At 49.6% G+C, this 18,064-nt stretch carries 16 protein-coding genes and 1 pseudogene; 8 read left to right on the forward strand and 9 right to left on the reverse strand.

The window, feature by feature from the left end:
* Positions 1–116 precede the first annotated feature (116 nt).
* From ACO08I_RS21270 to ACO08I_RS21285, 4 genes are all read left to right on the forward strand, one after another.
* A complete protein-coding gene (locus ACO08I_RS21270) occupies positions 117–857 on the forward strand; it encodes a DUF3667 domain-containing protein (RefSeq protein WP_282783632.1) in 741 nt (246 codons plus the stop codon).
* 147 nt (positions 858–1,004) lie between these two features.
* A complete protein-coding gene (locus tag ACO08I_RS21275; RefSeq protein WP_421947018.1) occupies positions 1,005–1,205 on the forward strand; it encodes a hypothetical protein in 201 nt (66 codons plus the stop codon).
* A 17-nt stretch (positions 1,206–1,222) separates the two neighbouring features.
* On the forward strand, positions 1,223–1,609 hold the full coding sequence (locus ACO08I_RS21280) for a hypothetical protein (RefSeq protein WP_282783636.1): 387 nt from the start codon (positions 1,223–1,225) through the stop codon (positions 1,607–1,609).
* Between the two features lie 95 nt (positions 1,610–1,704).
* Entirely contained in the window at positions 1,705–2,850 is a 1,146-nt protein-coding gene (locus ACO08I_RS21285) for an adenylate/guanylate cyclase domain-containing protein (protein ID WP_421947019.1), read from the forward strand.
* Here the strand turns inward: ACO08I_RS21285 and ACO08I_RS21290 are convergent.
* Both ACO08I_RS21290 and ACO08I_RS21295 read right to left on the reverse strand, forming a co-directional pair.
* Entirely contained in the window at positions 2,847–3,359 is a 513-nt protein-coding gene (locus tag ACO08I_RS21290; protein ID WP_421947020.1) for a hypothetical protein, read from the reverse strand. The two genes, ACO08I_RS21285 and ACO08I_RS21290, sit on opposite strands and share 4 nt — an antisense overlap.
* 130 nt (positions 3,360–3,489) lie before the next feature.
* On the reverse strand, positions 3,490–4,659 hold the full coding sequence (locus ACO08I_RS21295; protein WP_282777925.1) for a hypothetical protein: 1,170 nt from the start codon (positions 4,657–4,659) through the stop codon (positions 3,490–3,492).
* Between the two features lie 106 nt (positions 4,660–4,765).
* Between ACO08I_RS21295 and ACO08I_RS21300 the strand changes: the two genes are divergently transcribed.
* The gene (locus tag ACO08I_RS21300; protein WP_421947021.1) at positions 4,766–6,034 is read left to right on the forward strand and encodes a serine hydrolase domain-containing protein; all 1,269 of its coding nucleotides are present in this window, start codon (positions 4,766–4,768) and stop codon (positions 6,032–6,034) included.
* A gap of 275 nt (positions 6,035–6,309) precedes the next feature.
* Here the strand turns inward: ACO08I_RS21300 and ACO08I_RS21305 are convergent, their stop codons facing one another.
* Positions 6,310–7,446: a hypothetical protein gene (locus ACO08I_RS21305; RefSeq protein WP_421947022.1), complete on the reverse strand. Its 1,137-nt coding sequence runs from the start codon at positions 7,444–7,446 to the stop codon at positions 6,310–6,312.
* Positions 7,447–7,578: 132 nt separating this feature from the next.
* On the reverse strand, positions 7,579–8,079 hold the full coding sequence (locus ACO08I_RS21310; protein ID WP_421947023.1) for a hypothetical protein: 501 nt from the start codon (positions 8,077–8,079) through the stop codon (positions 7,579–7,581).
* A gap of 168 nt (positions 8,080–8,247) precedes the next feature.
* Here ACO08I_RS21310 and ACO08I_RS21315 point away from each other — a divergent pair, with 168 nt between their 5' ends.
* The gene (locus tag ACO08I_RS21315) at positions 8,248–9,327 is read left to right on the forward strand and encodes a glycoside hydrolase family 43 protein (RefSeq protein ID WP_421947024.1); all 1,080 of its coding nucleotides are present in this window, start codon (positions 8,248–8,250) and stop codon (positions 9,325–9,327) included.
* A gap of 16 nt (positions 9,328–9,343) precedes the next feature.
* Here the strand turns inward: ACO08I_RS21315 and ACO08I_RS21320 are convergent, their stop codons facing one another.
* On the reverse strand, positions 9,344–9,853 hold the full coding sequence (locus tag ACO08I_RS21320; protein WP_421947025.1) for a DUF3124 domain-containing protein: 510 nt from the start codon (positions 9,851–9,853) through the stop codon (positions 9,344–9,346).
* Between the two features lie 52 nt (positions 9,854–9,905).
* Positions 9,906–10,676 (reverse strand): DUF6090 family protein, encoded by a 771-nt coding sequence (locus ACO08I_RS21325; protein WP_421947026.1) that lies wholly within the window; start codon positions 10,674–10,676, stop codon positions 9,906–9,908.
* 128 nt (positions 10,677–10,804) lie between these two features.
* On the opposite strand from ACO08I_RS21325, the gene ACO08I_RS21330 reads away from it, so the two are divergent.
* The gene (locus tag ACO08I_RS21330; protein WP_282783184.1) at positions 10,805–11,350 is read left to right on the forward strand and encodes a hypothetical protein; all 546 of its coding nucleotides are present in this window, start codon (positions 10,805–10,807) and stop codon (positions 11,348–11,350) included.
* 146 nt (positions 11,351–11,496) lie between these two features.
* Complete coding sequence (locus tag ACO08I_RS21335) at positions 11,497–12,057, forward strand: hypothetical protein (protein ID WP_282783185.1); 561 nt, start codon at positions 11,497–11,499, stop codon at positions 12,055–12,057.
* A 203-nt stretch (positions 12,058–12,260) separates the two neighbouring features.
* Here ACO08I_RS21335 and ACO08I_RS21340 read toward each other — a convergent pair whose 3' ends face one another.
* From ACO08I_RS21340 to ACO08I_RS21350, 3 genes and pseudogenes are all read right to left on the reverse strand, one after another.
* Positions 12,261–13,073 carry a 3-keto-disaccharide hydrolase gene (locus ACO08I_RS21340; RefSeq protein WP_421947027.1) on the reverse strand — a complete coding sequence of 271 codons (813 nt, stop codon included), beginning with the start codon at positions 13,071–13,073 and terminating at the stop codon, positions 12,261–12,263.
* A 53-nt stretch (positions 13,074–13,126) separates the two neighbouring features.
* Positions 13,127–13,234 (reverse strand): annotated as a pseudogene (locus tag ACO08I_RS21345) (hypothetical protein); the annotation flags it as partial.
* Between the two features lie 210 nt (positions 13,235–13,444).
* Positions 13,445–17,800, reverse strand: a complete 4,356-nt coding sequence (locus tag ACO08I_RS21350; RefSeq protein ID WP_421947028.1) for a BspA family leucine-rich repeat surface protein — start codon at positions 17,798–17,800, stop codon at positions 13,445–13,447.
* Positions 17,801–18,064: the final 264 nt, after the last annotated feature.

Here is an 18,064-nt window from a genome sequence, read left to right on the forward strand (position 1 = left end):
CCTGACAAGCTACGCTTCGTCAGTGGCCGATGTCGCAAATCCAAGATCCCGACATTCATCGTCGGTGACCACTTCGTATTGCGTATACTCAAAGGTCCAAACCCGAAACACCTCTAATGACCATGACTCAGACCGCCAAGTGCAAGCGCTGCAACCATGAGCTCTCCGGTGAATTTTGCTCCGCCTGCGGGCACCCGAGCAAACTGAAACGGATTGACGGGCGCTACCTGCTGTCCGAAATAAGCAGCGTGCTCAACTTTGACAAAGGTATACTGTACACCGTTCGGGAACTGCTCCTCCGGCCCGGGGAAAGCGTGCGCCGGTACATCCGGGAAGACCGCAGCAAGTTGATGAAGCCCGTCATTTTTGTCATCGTTTGTTCGCTGCTTTATACGCTTGCCCAGCAATTGCTGAATTTTGAAACAGACTACGCGGAGGCCAATGCAAAGGCAGCCGGAGAGTCTGCCGTTAGGGATATACTGGTATGGATGCAGAAAAATTATGGCTATGCCAATATAATGATGGCGTTTGTCATTGCCTTCTGGGTTCGGCTGTTTTTCCGAAAGGCCGGCTACAACTACTTTGAAGTCCTGATTCTGCTGTTTTATGTGCTTGGAGTGGGGATGCTGATTCTCGCTGTATTTGGGATCGGTGAAAGTCTTGTGGGGCTAAGGTTGCTTAGCTTAGGCGCGTTGATTGCCTATGTTTATGCCGGATGGGCCATCGCCCGCTTTTATAATAAACGAAAGAAAATTAACTACCTCAAAGGCATCTTAGCCTACACGATAGGAACGGTAACTTCATTTGCGGCAGCCATCCTGATCGGCATGTTGATTGATGCAATGACTGGAATTTAGAAAGGAAAGGTCCAGAGATGTGGCTCCGTGAATTGAGGGGCTTGTAGTTTACTTTTTTAAGATTTAAAGATCAGTTAATTACAGTGAGATCAGTTGATGAAGTTATGGGTTAGAGGAAGCCGTTTTGAGCAGAAAGCTGTAAATTGTATGAAAAACTACGAAATGGCGCCCAAAAGAATTAATATCGTACATAAAGGAAGCGACAGAGGGAATATTGATTATTTCAGAAGTCTCAGTAAATTGGAAAGGTTGGTTCACCTGGAGCAATTAAGAACAAAATATATGAAGTGGAGCCATGATACTGAACAAGGATTTCAAAGAGTTTATCGGGTTGTTAGAAAAGCATGAAGTTAAATATTTGGTAGTTGGCGGGTACGCGACAGCCTATTATGGTTACCCAAGGTTTACTCAGGATATTGATCTTTGGATATGGACAGCCCCGGAAAATTAAGAATGTATTGTTAGATTTTGGTTTTGAATCTTTAGCTGTTTCAGTATCGGATTTTGAAAAATCAGATCAAATTATTCAGTTAGGATATCCTCCTAACCGGATAGACATACTGACGTCTATAGATGGAGTAGACTTTAATGATGCATTCATTAAGCATGAAGTATTTCAGGATGAATCGGGAACGATAAAATTTATTGGTCTGCAAGATCTTATAAGAAATAAAAAAAGTACAGGCAGGCTTCAGGATTTGGCCGATGTGGAAATGCTGGAGCGCGTTAACAGAGACAGAGAAGATCAATAAGACAGCTCTGAAAATCCGTCCCAAAATGTAAAGCCGAACGATTGCAAGCCCGGGGGGCGGTATCATTGTGCCATTATTCAAGTAAAAAGCATACCATGATACCACCCCGGACAAAACGCTTCCTCACCCGCCTGCTGCCCTTTGGGCTGATCTGGCTTTTTGCCGGTTGGGTGTTCCTGCTGATTGAGCATGCGGCTACAGCCGGCATCGACACCCTGCCTTCCACCGTCATACAGATGGACTGGCGCATATTTGTAGTGGCTAGCTTTGCGGTGACCGTAGCTGGCTTTTTCACGGGCTATCTGGAGCTGCGCTTCCTGGACCCCTGGCTGGGGCACCTGCACTTTGCCCGGCGCTTGTTTCTTAAGCTGATGGCCTATGCCGGTATTTTTTCGTTTGTGATCTTGGTGACTTTCCCGGTGGCGGCGAGCCTGGAGATGGGAACAAGTATCCTGGGGCGGGAAGTGTGGGTACGGTACCTGGATTATCTCACGAGCATCACCCACCTGAGCACAGGCGTGCAATTGGGCGCAAGCCTGCTGCTGTCCCTGTTTTACGCTGAAATCAGTGAGTTTATGGGGCAAAATGTCCTGAATAACTTCTTCACCGGGCGCTACCACCGTCCAGTAGAGGAAGACCGGGTATTCATGTTCCTGGATATGAAGTCTTCCACGACGATTGCGGAGCAGCTTGGGCATCAAAGATACTTCCACCTGCTGAAGGCCTATTACGATTGTTTTTCGGAAGCCATCATCGACCACGGCGGTGAAATCTACCAGTACGTTGGGGACGAAATCATTCTTTCCTGGCCGTACCGGCAGGGGCAAAAGGACAACCGGCCACTAGATTGCTTCTTCGCCATGCGGGACAGCCTGCGGTCCAAAGCCCTGTGGTTTAAGCAAAGTTTTGGGGTAGTACCTGCCTTCAAAGCCGGCATACATTTAGGCAGGGTGACCACGGGTGAGATAGGGATGATCAAAAAGGAAATCCTGTTTTCCGGCGATGTGCTCAATGCCACCGCCCGCATTCAGGGGCTGTGCAACAGCTACGGCGTAGACCTGCTCCTTTCTGAGGAAATGCTGCAGCAGGTGAAGCTAACGCCTGCTGATCAGGTGAAAAGGCTGGGTGAGGCGACGCTCAGGGGGCGGTCCGCTTCTGCTCACCTCTTTACCGTTCAGCGGACAGTACCGGAGGCTTCACGGGTCACCTCCCGATGGATACCGGCGGTGGCGCTGCTTTAAAGCATCAGCATGATCAGCGTCAGGATGATGCCCCCGGCGGTGAAATAAAGCCCCTTTTTGAAGATATCGGTACCTGGCATGAACATCCAGAATGCGGAAATCACAAAAAACAGCAAGGATACTCCGAAGAAAATATTGAGAAAATACAAAGGGCTGTTCGTAGTGGCTTTGTGTAGGCCCGTCATTTTATCCAGCACCAGCGGTAATTTTTTTACGGTATACTGAGCCATGCCAGTAGACTGATCAAAGGTGCCATTCTCAAAGTAGACCAGGCTGCCCTCTGTTTTTTCGACCTTGAGGTTCTTAATATTGAGCGCCTTTCCGAGTTCAGCAGTGGTGGTGGCCGGAGGGAGCTGTTTTTCAATTACGGTTTCTTTTTTGAGGAAGTCCGTTTTGCGGAAAATCAGCACCACGCCGCTAATGGCATAGACGGCCATTATGCCAGCCAGAAAGAAGCCGAGGTAACGGTGGTAAACCCGAAAGGTGTTGCTGAGCTTGCGTTTGTCCATCTGAGAAGGGCATTTATGTGTTAGTGTATGTTTCAACAGAGCCCAAATTTACAAACTCTTTTATTTAGTCTAAGTTGAGAAATGAATATTGCTTTCAATGGGCTATGCCTGCTTTTCCGTTTAGTGTAGACTAATCGACGACAATAATCCGACCGCTCACCGTGCGCTGGAACGGTTGCATATCCAATTCCCGGAAGCATTGGAGACGCGCACGCCAGAAGTAAGCACCGGCTGCCCGGGGCCATTGCGCCTGGTCAAGACTGGCCGCGCTGCCGGACCATACCTTTTGACCAGAAGAAGTAAACAGCTCCAGGGTGTAGTCTTCTATATTTCGGGAAGGAATGGGGATCAGTGGGGCAGAAAGCCGAAGAGGTGAGGGCATAATCAGGTCGCAAAAACAACCATCCGTTTGCACCTCGAATGTTTGTTGAATGATATCGCAGCCGTAGAAGTTGTTAACGACGTACTGCCCGGGCATCCGGGTTTGGAATTGCTGCTGCACATCCTGCCCAACCCACTGGTAGCTATCGGCATCGGGCAGGGCTTCGAGCCGGGCATTGCCGCTGTCGCAAATGATAGTGTCCTGTAGGGGTAGTTGGGTAAGCATACCTCCTGTTTCGCCGCAGCGGGTCAGTTCCACCTGGTCCACAAAGTAGTAAGCCCAGAACCGGCTATCCTCAACTGCCGTTTCCTGAAAGGTGGTCTGGGTCTGGCCGTATAAATTACCAATGAGCAGGTATTGTTCGCCGCCCTGAGCAAGGTACTGCCCGCGGATTTCCATCCATCCGGACGTATCGGATAATACCCGTCCTTCCTGGTTTTTAACTACGTAGTAATATTTGCTTAAGCTATCCTGCTCCGGGCGCTCCTGCAACAGCATAGCCCCAAAGTCATCGGTCATATAGCCTGACTGCTCGGAAAGGCTGACCTGAAAGCTTAGCGTGTAGACCTGTCCGCCCTCCAGCGGTTCTGTTAATTGAACGGCAAGGAACTCTCTGACATTCCAGGGGTAAACGATCATCCCTGCGTAGCCATTCCCTTCGAAGGGTTCCTGATAGCCGCGCTGATTGAAGGGCACACCCGCAATTGGAGGGTAGGTCCTGTGAAAGAATTCCGTGGTGTATTCAAATTTGAACCAGTCTGCGGTAGCATTGACACCATTGACGCTCAGTTCCGGATCCTCGAAGTACGATTCAAAGCCTGGATTAGGGACGAGGTTTTGAGCCTCTGTCCCGAAGCCGGGCAGTAAGGTACAGGACAGCGCAACAAGCCTGAACAGGTATTTTGGGTAAGCCATCATTCGTTCGGTTGATAAAATATTAAAATAGTCAGAAAACGCTTTCCTTTTGGCAAAAGCCTGGAGCTTTGTATTTTGAGTGACTAAATATCAACGAAAACCAACTGCCATGAAGCACATGCATTCCCACTTTCTGCTGCTGACCTGTTTAATTATTCTACCCACCTTGATAAGTGGGCAAGCGCTGCAGCAAGTCGTCCCTGAAAGCGTCAGTTTTTCCTCCGGCCGGTTAGCGCATCTGGACCGCACTTTTCAGGATTATGTGGATAACGGGCAATTGCCTGGCGCGGTGGTTCTTGTGGCCCGAAAGGGGCAGGTGCCCTACTTTAAGGCTTTTGGGCAGCGAGATATGGAAAAAGGCGACCCCATGCCTAAGGATGCCATCTTCCGTATCGCTTCCCAAACCAAGGCGATTGTCAGCGTTGGGGTTATGATGTTGCAGGAAGAAGGACGCCTGCTGATCGGTGACCCGGTGGGTAAATACCTGCCGGAATATATGGAGACCACTGTGGCGGTGGCGAAGGAAGAAGGCGGGTACGAAGTGGTAAAAGCTGAGCGCCCGATCACCATCCGTGACTTGCTGACCCACACGGCAGGTATCGGTTATGGCTACGGACCGGCAGAAGAGGTCTGGGAAGCCGCCGGCATTCAGGGTTGGTACTTCGCGGACCGGGAGGAGCCGGTGCGGGAGACGATACGACGGATGGCCGCTTTGCCCTTTAATGCACAGCCTGGTGAGCGTTTTGTATACGGCTACAATACGGATATCCTCGGCGTGCTGATTGAGGTGGTCTCCGGACAGCCTTTGGACGCGTTTCTCACCACTCGCATCTTTGAGCCCCTGGGCATGGAAGATACTCATTTTTACCTGCCTGAGGAGAAAGTCAGCCGCCTGGCTACGGTGTATTCCAAAGAAGCGGACAATCTGGAACGCGCGCCCACTCCCGGGCACATGCGTGGACAAGGCCACTACGTCGAAGGTCCCCGGACCAGCTTTTCCGGTGGAGCAGGGCTGCTCAGTACCGCTATGGACTACGCCCGCTTCCTGCAAATGATGCTCAATGGCGGCACTTACAATGGGCAGCGTATCCTGTCCCGCAAGTCAGTTGAGCTAATGACAGTTGACCACATGCGCGACATCCCTTACGGACCGGATGGGCAGGGCTTTGGGCTCGGTTTTAAGGTGGCTACCGATCTTGGTGCCCGCGGCACGCTCGGCTCCTTGGGCGATTACGGCTGGGGTGGTGCATACCATTCCCATTATTGGGTTGACCCGGTGGAGGAACTCGTGGTGGTCTACTTCACGCAAGTCATCCCTGCCCGAGGGCTGGACGACCACGCGAAGCTTAGGGCGCTGGTGTATCAGGCGCTGGAGTAAGGGCGTAAGCTTTATTTGCGGTTTTTTTGCTCCGGCAAAGCAAAGGCCACGACCAAATTCCCTGGTGATCTGAGCAACAGCTTCAACAGCATTCCCATCTTGCTGCACGGTAATCAGATTAGGAGGCGCGGGCGGGTCGCAGTCCCAGAGGTTGTAGTGGACGAACACTGCGTAGTCGCTTTAAAGTTAAATAAAAAAGGGCCAGCCAGAAGGCCGGCCCGGCAATAGGGTTCGTTAGGCGCTGCAGCAGCAGGCGGCTTGGCTAGCCTGCCGCTTTAATCCAGATTAAAAGGTGCCGGTGCTTTTGCGTCGTCCGGCGCAATCCGGTACGCCACACTGAAATTGATCAGGTAATCCGCGAATGCGGCATCACCGTTTCGGGGCTGCCCGGTGGCCTGCTCAGTTTCCAGGTCGGTAAGGCTCTGAGGGCGGTTGCGGAGCATAGCGACTGGTACAGAAAGGCTGACCGTCGTCCGGCTGTTCATGAGGGTCAGCCCGGGCTCCAGCGACAGCACTTCTCCGGGCCGCCGGAACCCCCCACTGCCGCCGATGAGGTCCTCTACCGGCACGGCTTCGTAACGGGCACCAATGGATACGCTCAAAGCAGGCACAGGGGTATTGTAGCTGAATCCGCCCCGCAGCCCGTATTGGTCCGGTACCGACATGATGGATTCATTTTGCAGAATCGGGCTAAGCGTTTCCCGAAATGTGCGAACGCCATTCGTCTCCCTGGGATTGGCCAGGTAAAAAGCACCAGCGTAAGCAAAAAGTGTGGGAGACAGCTGCTGGAAGAACTGCAAGTCTACTGTCAGGCCAAAACCGCCATCGCCAGGTTGGCTAGACTGGTCTACGGGACGGACCTGAGGGGTGCCTTCCGGTCCGACGTTGTAAAAAATGTCCGTTGCATTATAGTCGCCCGTGGGTAGCTTCACGCCCAACCCGAGTGCGAGGTTGCCTTTGGGGCTGCGCGCAGGGTCGAAGAGCCAGTAACCCAGGCCCAGCCGCACATCAGCAAGGCCGCGGGAAAAGGTCGTATTGCGCTCCTCCCGGCCATGTTCGTATAAGGAAGAACGGGTGTTGACCACAAATGGGAGGATGGCCGTGGCGTACATTCGGTTGCTCAGGCTGTAGTTGACCGAAAAGTCCCAGGCGTGGGCATGGTTGATGACTTCCGTCTCATTCGAAACCCGGTCGGGCTCCTCGTGCGTGCCCCGAAAGTGGCGGAAGGATTTGAAGTAGCGGTAGTTCATCCCGATCTGCCATTCACCAGCAGACAGGAGGTTGGAGGAAAGATTGTTGCCGCCACAGGAAGAGAAGTGGCGGATGGCCACGCAGCCTTGTCCCCGCAATTGCAGAGTACTTAGGCTGGCGAATAGCATTAGGGTCAAAATACTTTTATAATGGGTATTCATTGAGAATAAGTTTTAGATGGGCAGGCACGGTACAGACAGGTCTCTAAGTAACAGTCAACCCTCCTGAATCGCGTTCAGGGAGTCCGTGTGCTCCAAAGATTTAAATTGGCCAATTGATTTCAGGTGAGGAAATCAGGCTCTGGGAGGAGGGTCAGGGAGCGATAGGCTGGCCGTGGAGGCTGGCTGCTGAAAGAAAAACGAACCCCGGGCAGTGGCGACCGGCACCGATGGCAGAGGGTGCAGCGGCGGGTCTACCCTGAATTTGGAAAACAGCTGGTCGAGCAAAGCCCGTTCGCTGTTCGAGTCTTCTGAAACTGGGGGCATAGCCTGCAGGTACTCTATCAATCGAGTGGAGTCTGCCGCGATTTTGTAGTGTATGGTTTCGCCTCCGATTTCTTCTGTTAAAATGAACTGACTGCTGTAGCCAATCAAAGCCGGATGGAAATCTTCTTCAATGATAGCGACCTGATAGGAGGCACCGGTGCTGGCTTTGAGAGCCTCCGCCAATTGTGCCTCACGCTGGTCCATTTTGCGCTGCACTTCTATAACGTGGAGGGTTTCCACCACTAAATGCCCGGCCATCCACTGGAAGGTGATCAGGAACAGCAATAGCCATGAGGTTAGTGGTCGCATGCAGTCAATTGGGTAAATCTATAGCTTAAAGGTAGGAAATTCTTTGTATAAACTACCTGCCGTTATTTTTATCCGTCCTGTTATTTGAAAATGAGATGCAAGTGTGCCGTTTTTTGCCGGAAAAATGATTATTTGCGGGACTATCGGTCATCAAAAATCACTGCCTTTATGTCATCAAAAATCGTCTTTGCTATCTGGCTTCTACCCTTGTGGTTTTGCGTTGCCTGCTCGCCTAAATTTGCAGAGCATAAAGAAAAATCTTCTGCTACAAACCCTGTTTTCCCCGGTTGGTACGCCGATCCGGAAGGGATTATCTTTGGACAGCAGTATTGGATTTACCCCACTTTTTCCGATCACTATCCGCAGCAGCGGCGGCCCTCCAAAACGACTCCGGCACAACTGGCCCTGCGCAAAAACGCCATCAATGAGCAGTACGTGGAGCAGACTTTTTTTGATGCCTTTTCTTCCCGGGACCTGGTCCACTGGGAGCGCCACCCGAGGGTGTTCGATATTGAATGGGCAGACTGGGCCTCCTACGCGATTTGGGCGCCAGCCATCACTGAGGCGAATGGGCAATACTATCTTTTCTTTTCGGCTAACGATATCCAAAGCGAAGCCGAATTGGGCGGCATAGGCGTGGCGGTGGCTGATCAGCCTTCGGGGCCCTTCAAGGATGCTTTGGGCAAGCCTCTGATTAGTACTTTTGAGCATGGAGCACAACCGATAGACCCTTTCGTATTCAAAGATGATGACGGCCAGGCGTACCTCATCTATGGCGGATGGCGGCACTGCAATATCGTGAGGCTGAGCGATGACCTGTTGCGTGCGGTACCTTTTGAAGATGGCGAGGTGTACAAGGAAATTACACCGGACCAGTATGTGGAAGGGCCTTTTATGTTCAAACGGAACGGGCGGTACTACTTCATGTGGTCGGAAGGCGGCTGGATGGGGCCCGACTACAGTGTGGCGTATGCCATTGGAGATTCCCCATTCGGTCCGTTTGCGCGGATTGGCAAAGTGCTGCAGCAGGATACGGCTATTGCTACCGGGGCGGGGCACCATTCGGTCATTATTCTGCCGGAGCAGGACCGCTACTATATGGTCTACCACCGCCGTCCGCTGGGTACTGATAACCCCCATCACCGGGAGGTTTGTATTGATGAATTAAAGTTTGATGAGCAGGGCTTGCTACTCCCGGTGGAGATGACCCGACGTGGTGTTAAAGCCAATCCGTTACCTTACCGTTAATCTGATCGTTTTGATGTTAATACTGCAGCTTTACGCCCTTTGTGGCAAAGGAAATGCCCTGCTGTCCTGATGTGGAAATCATTACCGCCTCAAAAAAGGGGGCATTACAGTTTGGTGGAGTCCGCCAGTCGAACAGAAAATTTGCACCCGTGCCTCCTTCTCGGTCGATTTCGTCAATGACGATTTCAACGGTTTCCATAGGGGCAATAAAAATAGGCCTGGCAAAATAGTTTCGGATTGGGGTGCCATGGGTATCGTAGTACACCGCCTCCTCGATATACACCGTATCCTTTAGGTTTACATTGCGCAAGCTGATGGTCGCCGTAAGGTCATGGGTGCGGTGCTCGGTCTGACTGTAAATCTGGGAATAGACCGATAAATAAGTCGTGCCTGAAGCCAGAGAATCAGGGTTTGGGATTTCAATTTTCCGCTTTTCCCAATTGACGGGATCGATAGAGCTGATTTCTTCCCTGGGGGTGCAGGAAGCCAAGATAAGCAAGATGGCTAAAATGAAACCGGTTTTCATGGTCTGCGGCATTTGATTTGTAGTGGTGAAGCTACTGCTTTTAGCTAAAAAGCTAGTTTTCAATCTCCCTGTCGATCAACTTCAAAATGGCCTCCAGCTCTTCCATCAGGGGCAGGTAATGCGTGTCTGTGGTGCCTGCGCAGGCCAGCAGAAAGAGGAGCAGGTGGTTCTCAAAAGACTTAGATTGCAGTAAAGCCAGATTAGAATGTGGCTGGGCGGATGGTGACAAGTCGAGCCCATCGGCTGTCTGGCCAGCTTGCTCCAAAACCGTCCGGATACTGTAGCGATCGCTTAGGAAGGTATTGAGAATACGCTTGCGTTCCTGTTCCTGGTCTTGTTCCTGCCGGGCGACATCCTCCACGGTGGCCATCCAGTTGGTTAGGCGGCGGCGCAGTTCGGGGTTGGATAAGTCGCGGAGACTGCCGGAGTTGATCATCTCGTTCAGTAGCGAATTGTTGGGGTTGAAGGCGATATCGTAAGCGAGGGTGCTGTAAATCAGCTTGGAGAAGGCAGCCTCATCCGTGAGTGTCGTAGAGTCGGACATAAAGCCGAGTAAGGTGCGGGCCCCTTCAGCGTTTTGCTGATTGAGGGCGATGAGGTTTTTAAGCTTGTATTGACTAACCTTAAACTCTTCCTGCAATCCCTTCAGGTACACTTGTTCCTTGTCCCGGGTCAGTCGCTGCTCATTGCCGTTATTTATGGCCAGGGCGATGAGGATGCCAGCGACCACCAATACGATTTCCCCCAGGGCATATAGCAAATATTGTCTGACGCGCTTTTCAGCAATTAACTGTTGTCGTATTTTCCGGAAAAACTTGATCATAGTCTTGAGTTCTGGCCTTTACATTTTCTGTAAAGATAGCCCAAAGCCCGAAGTAATGATAAAGCTGGCATTTGCCCCTTAGTTGAAGTATCGTTATATTTCAGGCAGCTACCAAACCCCAGGCCATAATGAGATTAATTACCTGTTTGCCATCAGCAGCCCTTCTATTATTCTTCGCTTTAGCAAACATCCAATCCGTAGCCAGCGCTACAGGCTATAAAGAGGGTAACCCCTGTGATACCATAATTATGAATACAGGCGGACAAGTCCTGGCAAGCAAAATCCAACGGGGCTTTGGACGATTAAGGGTGACCGATTGCAGGGATGCGTCAAAGACATACACGATTGAAACGGCGATCCTGGCTGAGGTCCGTTATGCTTCCGGGAAACATATCGATTTCAAGTCCCGAAGAGTGCGGAAAGCCTCAAGGTCAAAACCAGTAGGTTTATATCGGCTGTTGGGCATTACCCTGCTCGTTTTGGGATTGTTGATCGCACCTCTTGCCCCAAGTTCGGCCTATTTTTTATTTTATTTGGTTTTTATGTCAGGCGTGCCTTTTCTTATTTTTTTAATTGGGTTATTTGTATCAGCGTTTGTTCTGGTTCTGCCGGTTCTTTTAATCATGTGGAGTAAGATGCTGCTTCTTAAGGCTAAGCGGGAGCAGACGGGCTAGCGTTCTTTGATCTGGCAAAAATGCTAATTCATGCCCTGTACAAACCCAACATTACTAAACTCGGATGAATGGAGCAGATGAGGTTTATCATTGAATTATTCTTTCACTCGGGTTATTCTATAGGGTGTCATCAAATTTCTTGAGATATGAAATCAGAAAGTATTACCCTTAGACTTTTAATCGCTGGGTTTGCAATTTTTTCTGCCACTACGGTGCTCTTCGGAGCAGTAAACCCTGCAAAGGACTTTATAGATTGTGATACCGTCATTTTGATGTCCGGAGAACAAATACTCGTCAAGATCACCAAAGTGAACTCAAAAGTATTGAAGTATACCGATTGTGACGATGAAACCAAGAAATATGTTATACCGACCTCTATGCTGGCTGAGGCGCATTATGCTTCTGGCAGGCAGGTGATTTGGAAAGGAACGAATTTGTATAGGGAAAGGCTTAATGAACGGCAGCAACTTAAGGAAAAACAAAAAGTCAAGGTGTCTCGCGAAGTGAAGCTTTTTCGGGCGCTGGGTGTCGTTCTTGTCATTCTCGCTTTAGTCTCCATACCTGTTTCAATTGTAGGTGCCGTACTAGTATGTTGGGAAGCAGGGATGGGGTGTTTATTGCTCATTGTATGGATGCTCCCCACTCTGCTTACAATACTTGGAGTTAAAGCATTTAGAAAAGCCCGCAAATTAAAGCGGAAGGGCTAACTGTCCACAGATCAAAAGAATGTAAGGGCGATATGCATATTTAGATTTTGAAAAATCAGTGCTTAATACTTTGCGAAATGTTTTTCTATTCCTGGATAATGTAGCCTGGTTGCCTCTTCAGAGGCTGTAGGTAAAACTACCGGTATAGGCAGGTATATACCTGGGCCTGTAATCGATTAACCGGGTTAGCAATGCTTGCAACACTAAAAGTCTGTATCCGCCCTGTCCAGCTCCAGTTCCTTAATCCAGATATTCCGGTACAAGACATCGTGCCCTTCTGCCTGTAGTTTGATGCCACCGGGAGTATCCGTAATGCCAAAGCCTTTATTGTTTCCGCCGTCTAATCCGGAGAACTTTCCGCCCCAGACTTTATTGATGGGGACGTTTTGGTGGACTTTTTGCCCGTTGAAATACAGGCTGACCAGCGGTTGCTCCGTGAGTTTGCCATTTTCAAACCGGGCAGCTCGGAAGGTGATATCATAGGCATTCCACTGACCAGTTCCGTTATAAAAGGCGTAAGGGGATTCCGTCTCGTTAATGACCGTGGCCATGCCATGCTTTGTACTGTCCCCATCCAGGATTTGGATTTCATACCGGTTTTGAAGATAAACGCCACTATTGCCCCCCTCACTGGGCACCAGGAATTCTACATGCAGGCGGAAATCCCGGTACTTCTTTTTCGTTACAATATCAGCCGAACCGTACAGGCCGCCTTTTGAAGCAGGGTCGTTGCTGTTCAGTGCCGTGCCTTTATCAACCGGGTCCTCGACGATCTGCCACTTGATGGGCAGCTCTGCTGAAAAGCGCGGGCCTTCCCAGTACGTCCACTTCTCCTCCAGCATGGCTCTTGATCCGTCAAATAGTACTTCTGCACCCTCCAAAGGCTGCATATTAATACCGGGGCGTTCCTTAGCTGAGGCGCCGGCAGTCTCCTTGTTTAGTGCAGGAGAACAGGCACTCAAGAAGCCTATGATGAGCCCCCCTGCAATTAACCAGAACAGATACTTGCTTTCCATGAGCTGTTGTTTTTGAATGCTGAATTTAACAGGATTCATCATTTATTCCGGTACTAAAGCGCAGGTGATTTGCTCAACGCCTGATAAACCCATTCCGCGCTCCTGACTGCGCCTTCCATATACCCCGGGAAGGCATCTGCTGTTTCCGAGCCTGCAAGAAAAAGCCGGCCGTTTCAATAAGGCTTTCGGTACATGGCGTGCTCATTGTTTTGGTGGGGGAAGACTGCGCGTTTGCAGGGGACGTAGGTGAAAGGATCGGGATATTTAGTGCTGATCAATAGAAGTAAACGGATTCCGTCTTTCCCAAAACAGGGGCGCCCCAGCTTATCCAGTTGGGTAAGCCAGGGCGCCAGAAGGCACATTGGATTATTTTACTGCTTGACCATCGGGAGGTTGATGATACGGTGTCCTGTATTGAGGTTCACATAGTACAAACCTGCCGGTAGCTGATCAAGATTGAGATCGACAGTGATGGCTCCAGCAGGAGCTTGCTGCCGAAGCAAAGGCTGTCCGAGCTGATTGGTCACGCTGATATCAGCCGGTGTATTGAGCGGCTGTGGCAACTGTAGCTGCACCTGATGGGTGGCTGGGTTGGGCACGAGTATAGCCTTGGGGGCATGATCCTGCTGTGGGGAAGCGAATACAGGCGCAGAGCCGTCGCTCAGCCCGGCTCCATAGTTTTCCCCCGCTTTAATCTTGCTAACTACAGCGGAGACATCCGCCTGGGCCGTCACTCCATAAACCGCAATGCCCGCTTGTACACAGTCCCCCGGAAGATAGGCCGGGCTGCCAATCTTTTGCCAGTTCCTGCCGTTGCTGCTATTGTAAAACCGCAGATAGTCTCCATCTCGCAGAATAGCCACCCATCCGGTATTGCTCGGGTTATTAGGTATAACGAAACTTAAATTGCCAGGTGCATTATCCATGCTCCTGGTCAGGGTCTGATGTATAGAGCCGCTACCCTTAAAGATACCTGCTACAGCATCGTTCGCCTCTGTGCCTGTACGGAGGAAAACCCCTGCATAACCGCCCTCCACACTACTGATTTGAGCGGCAATATAAGCACCCGAGCCACAAAGCTCGCGGGTTATAGTCGCCATATTGTCACTTGTGGCACCATCTGACAGGACGGCACCGGTAGAGATAGAATATTCGCGTGTTATGCAGGCATCGAAGCTGTAGGAGCTGCCGTTAGCGCCCTGATTACCGAGGTCAAGCTCACTGTAGGGTTCAGGTATGAGCATAGAGTCAACGACATGGAGAGTGGCCTGGCAGGTGTCAGAGAGCCCATCTATGTCCGTAACGATCAGGTTGACGTCATGGTCGCCAAGGTCAAAGGTTGCAGTGCCCTCAAGCAGAGAAAAGGTAAAGGTCTCTGCCTGCCCGGGGTTGGGGTCGGTGGAGTTGTCATTGAATACTTCGGGGTCTGGCAGATAGGGGTCGCACTGCGGGCTGATGTCTACCGTAAAGTCTTTGCATATGGCATCCGGGGGAATAGCGCATAGTTCACTATCGCCTACGAAACTCCAGGAGTACTGGCTGGTAAGTGTTTGCCTGGCATCTTCGGAATCGCAATAGGTCAGGCTGTCGGCACCTAAGGTAACATTCTGCTGCAGGGTAGGCAGGCTGGCCCAGCCAATGAGTGTGGAGTCATAGTTAGCCGTACTCATACTGGTGCCGGAAAACATCCCCGACATGCTCTCCACATTTGAGACCTCCCAACTTCCAAGATTTTGATTGAAGTTTTCACAGTTAAGAAACACTTGAGCCATATCCGTAACAGACGAGACATCCCAGCTGCTGATATCCTGATTAAAAGATTCGGCATCGTTGAACATATTATCCATTTTGGTCACACTGCTGACATCCCAGCTGCTGATATCCTGATTGAATACATAATTGCCATAAAAAGGATTCGAGGCAAACATATGACTCATGTTGGTCACATGGCTGACATCCCAGCTGTTAAGAGGTTGATTGAATGCATAGGCATCACGAAACATATATGACATATCTGTAACGGACGAGACATCCCAGCTGCTGATATCCTGATTAAAGGAGGAGTAACTAAACATACCACTCATGCCGGTCACACTGCTGACATCCCAGCTACCAATATCCTGATTGAACTCGGAGCAGTTAGAAAACATACCATCCATTTTGGTCACACTGCTGACATCCCAGCTGCCAATATCCTGATTAAACTCGTAGCAGCTAGAGAACATACTACCCATATTGGTCACACTGCTGACATCCCAGCTGCCAATATCCTGATTAAAAGAGTTGGCTCCGCCGAACATAGTTCTCATGTTGGTCACGCTGCTGACATCCCAGCTGCCAATATCCTGATTAAAAGATTCGGCATCGTCAAACATACGACTCATAGTGGTCACACTGCTGACATCCCAGCTGCCAATATCCTGATTAAAAGATTCGGCATCGTCAAACATACCACTCATAGTGGTCACACTGCTGACATCCCAGCTGCCAATATCCTGATTAAAAGAGTTGGCTCCGCCGAACATATCACTCATATTGGTCACACTGCTGACATCCCAGCTGCCAATATCCTGATTAAAAGATTCGGCATCTTCGAACATCCCCTCCATATTGGTCACACTGCTCACATCCCATTGGCTCATATCCCCATTGAAAGCCGCTGCTCCCTTGAACATTTCTTTCATATTGGTAATATTAGAAACATCCCAGCCGTTCAAAGAGCTCACTTCGAGAGAAGTACAACCTATGAACATTTGTTCCATACTTCCTACGCTGTCCAGGACGGGGGCGTTACCTTCATCAACTGAAAGGAGGTGCTTGGCGTCTTTAAACATAACCTCTGCAGTACTTAGAGGGAAGCTGCCCCACTGCTCCACACTCAGCAGCTCATATTTGCAGTCCTCGATATAGAACTGGGCGGATACATCAGCATACAAGGCTATTTCGTAAACCCCGGGCATCTCATATTCATGGGCGAGGAAGCCGTCAAAGGAACTACTTGAAGAAGAATAGAAGAACTCATCGACCTCCCCGTCATTTTCCCAGTCAACACCTACATAAGCTGGGGCACTATTGTATTCACGGTCAAAAAAGATACGTTCAATACTCGCATCGCTGCTGTTTCCGGTACTAGACTGGCTAGTCCCACGGGTATCAATTTTGATGACCATAGGCGTGCCGTCGAAGGTAGGGGGGCATCCATCGCTATCACCGGAAAAAGTCCAGTTGTGCTGTTCGATCAGCGTCTGTCTTGTATCCTTGGACTCGCAGTAGGTCAGTCCATTAGCACCTAAAGTAATATTCTGCGGGACCATCTGCAGGCTGGCCCAACCGATAAGGGTAGAGTCATAATTGGCCGTGCTCATACTATCACAATTGGAAAGCATAGATGCCATATTCGTTACCGAGCTAATATCCCAGTTGCCTAAGTTTTGATTGAACGCCTCTGCCTTTTCAAATAAGCCTTCCATCGTCTTAACTGATGCTACGTTCCAACTGCCGATATTTTGGTTGAACGCCTTCGCTTCTTTAAACATGGAAGACATTTTCTCTACGCTGCTGACATCCCAGCTGCTGATATCCTGATTGAACGCCTCTGCCTTATTGAACATAAACCCTATATCCGTAACCTTGGATACATCCCAGTTACTGAGGTCTTGATTGAACAATTTGGCGCCGCTAAACATAAATGGCATTTTGGTGACCTTGCTGACATTCCAGCTGCTGATATCCTGGTTGAATGCCGCTGCATTTTCAAACACACTAATCATGTTGGTCACTTTACTGACATCCCAGCTGCCAATATCCTGATTGAACAGTTTGGCATCTTTAAACATACTTGTAATATTAGTGACCTTGCTGACATTCCAGCTGCCAATATCCTGATTGAACGCCTCGGCGCTTTGAAACATACCTGACATATCGGTGACGTTGCTAACATCCCAGTTGCCAATATCCTGATTGAACGCCTTGGCGAATTGAAACATGTATAGCATAGCGGTGACGGATGACACGTCCCAGCTGCCGATATCCTGATTGAACGCCGTCGTACTTCTAAACATTCCGGACATACGCTCAACCTTGCTAACATCCCAGTCTCCAATCGCCCCATTGAAGGAGCTTCCCCGAAACATATCAGAAGTACTAGTTACTTCAGACATATCCCAGTGATTTAAAGAATCAATCTGTAAAGAGCTACAGTCTTTAAACATACTACTACAATTAAATCCAAAACTATCAGCAATAAACGTAGGAGTGTTAACCAGGTCAATAGACGTTAAATGGTATGCCTTTTCAAACATACTGGAAGCCGAGCCCCAGGTCATTTCTCCCCAATCTTCTACGCTCATAAGTTGATTGTGAGCATTTCTTATTGAAAACGAGACCAATCCATCTCCGTATAATGCAACCTCATAAACGCCTGGCGTATCGTATTGGTGGCCTACAGGAGGAGTCTGTGAGGTTGTCTCAAAGGTGGTATCAATCGTGCCATCGTTCTCCCAGTCTATTCCTACAGTCTTGTCATTGCTATTGGTATTCGTTGTCCAAAGAAGCGGTTGAAGTTCGGTTTCATCGGGGTTCCCTGTAATGGACTCGCTAGTCCCCCGGGTATCAATTTTGATGATAAAAGGATCCTTGGTGAAGGATTGGGCACTTCCTCGGTGCGCTGCCATAGTCGATAGGATGCAGGCACATAGTAAGACCCACTGCTTGGTTGAGGTGATCATTGAATTTGTTTTTGTATGATTTGTTTGAAAAAAATAATACGGACAGTTCACAAATGGCTTGGAGGAGACGTAAACGTAGAAAAACAAATGGTGGTCACGCTAAAAAATCTGTAAAGACTTTTGAGGGTTAATTCGTTGTTTATTAATGAATTGTGTGGGTTTGTTGATAATTTGTAGATAATAAAACGATTAGAGGAATAGCGTTTTTTACTTTGCCATCTCTGGATTGTCAAAGAGGAGGATCGCCTTTTGTTGAGTTGGTCA

It is taken from the genome of Phaeodactylibacter xiamenensis (assembly GCF_965229835.1).
Classification (GTDB): Bacteria; Bacteroidota; Bacteroidia; order Chitinophagales; family Saprospiraceae; genus Phaeodactylibacter; species Phaeodactylibacter xiamenensis.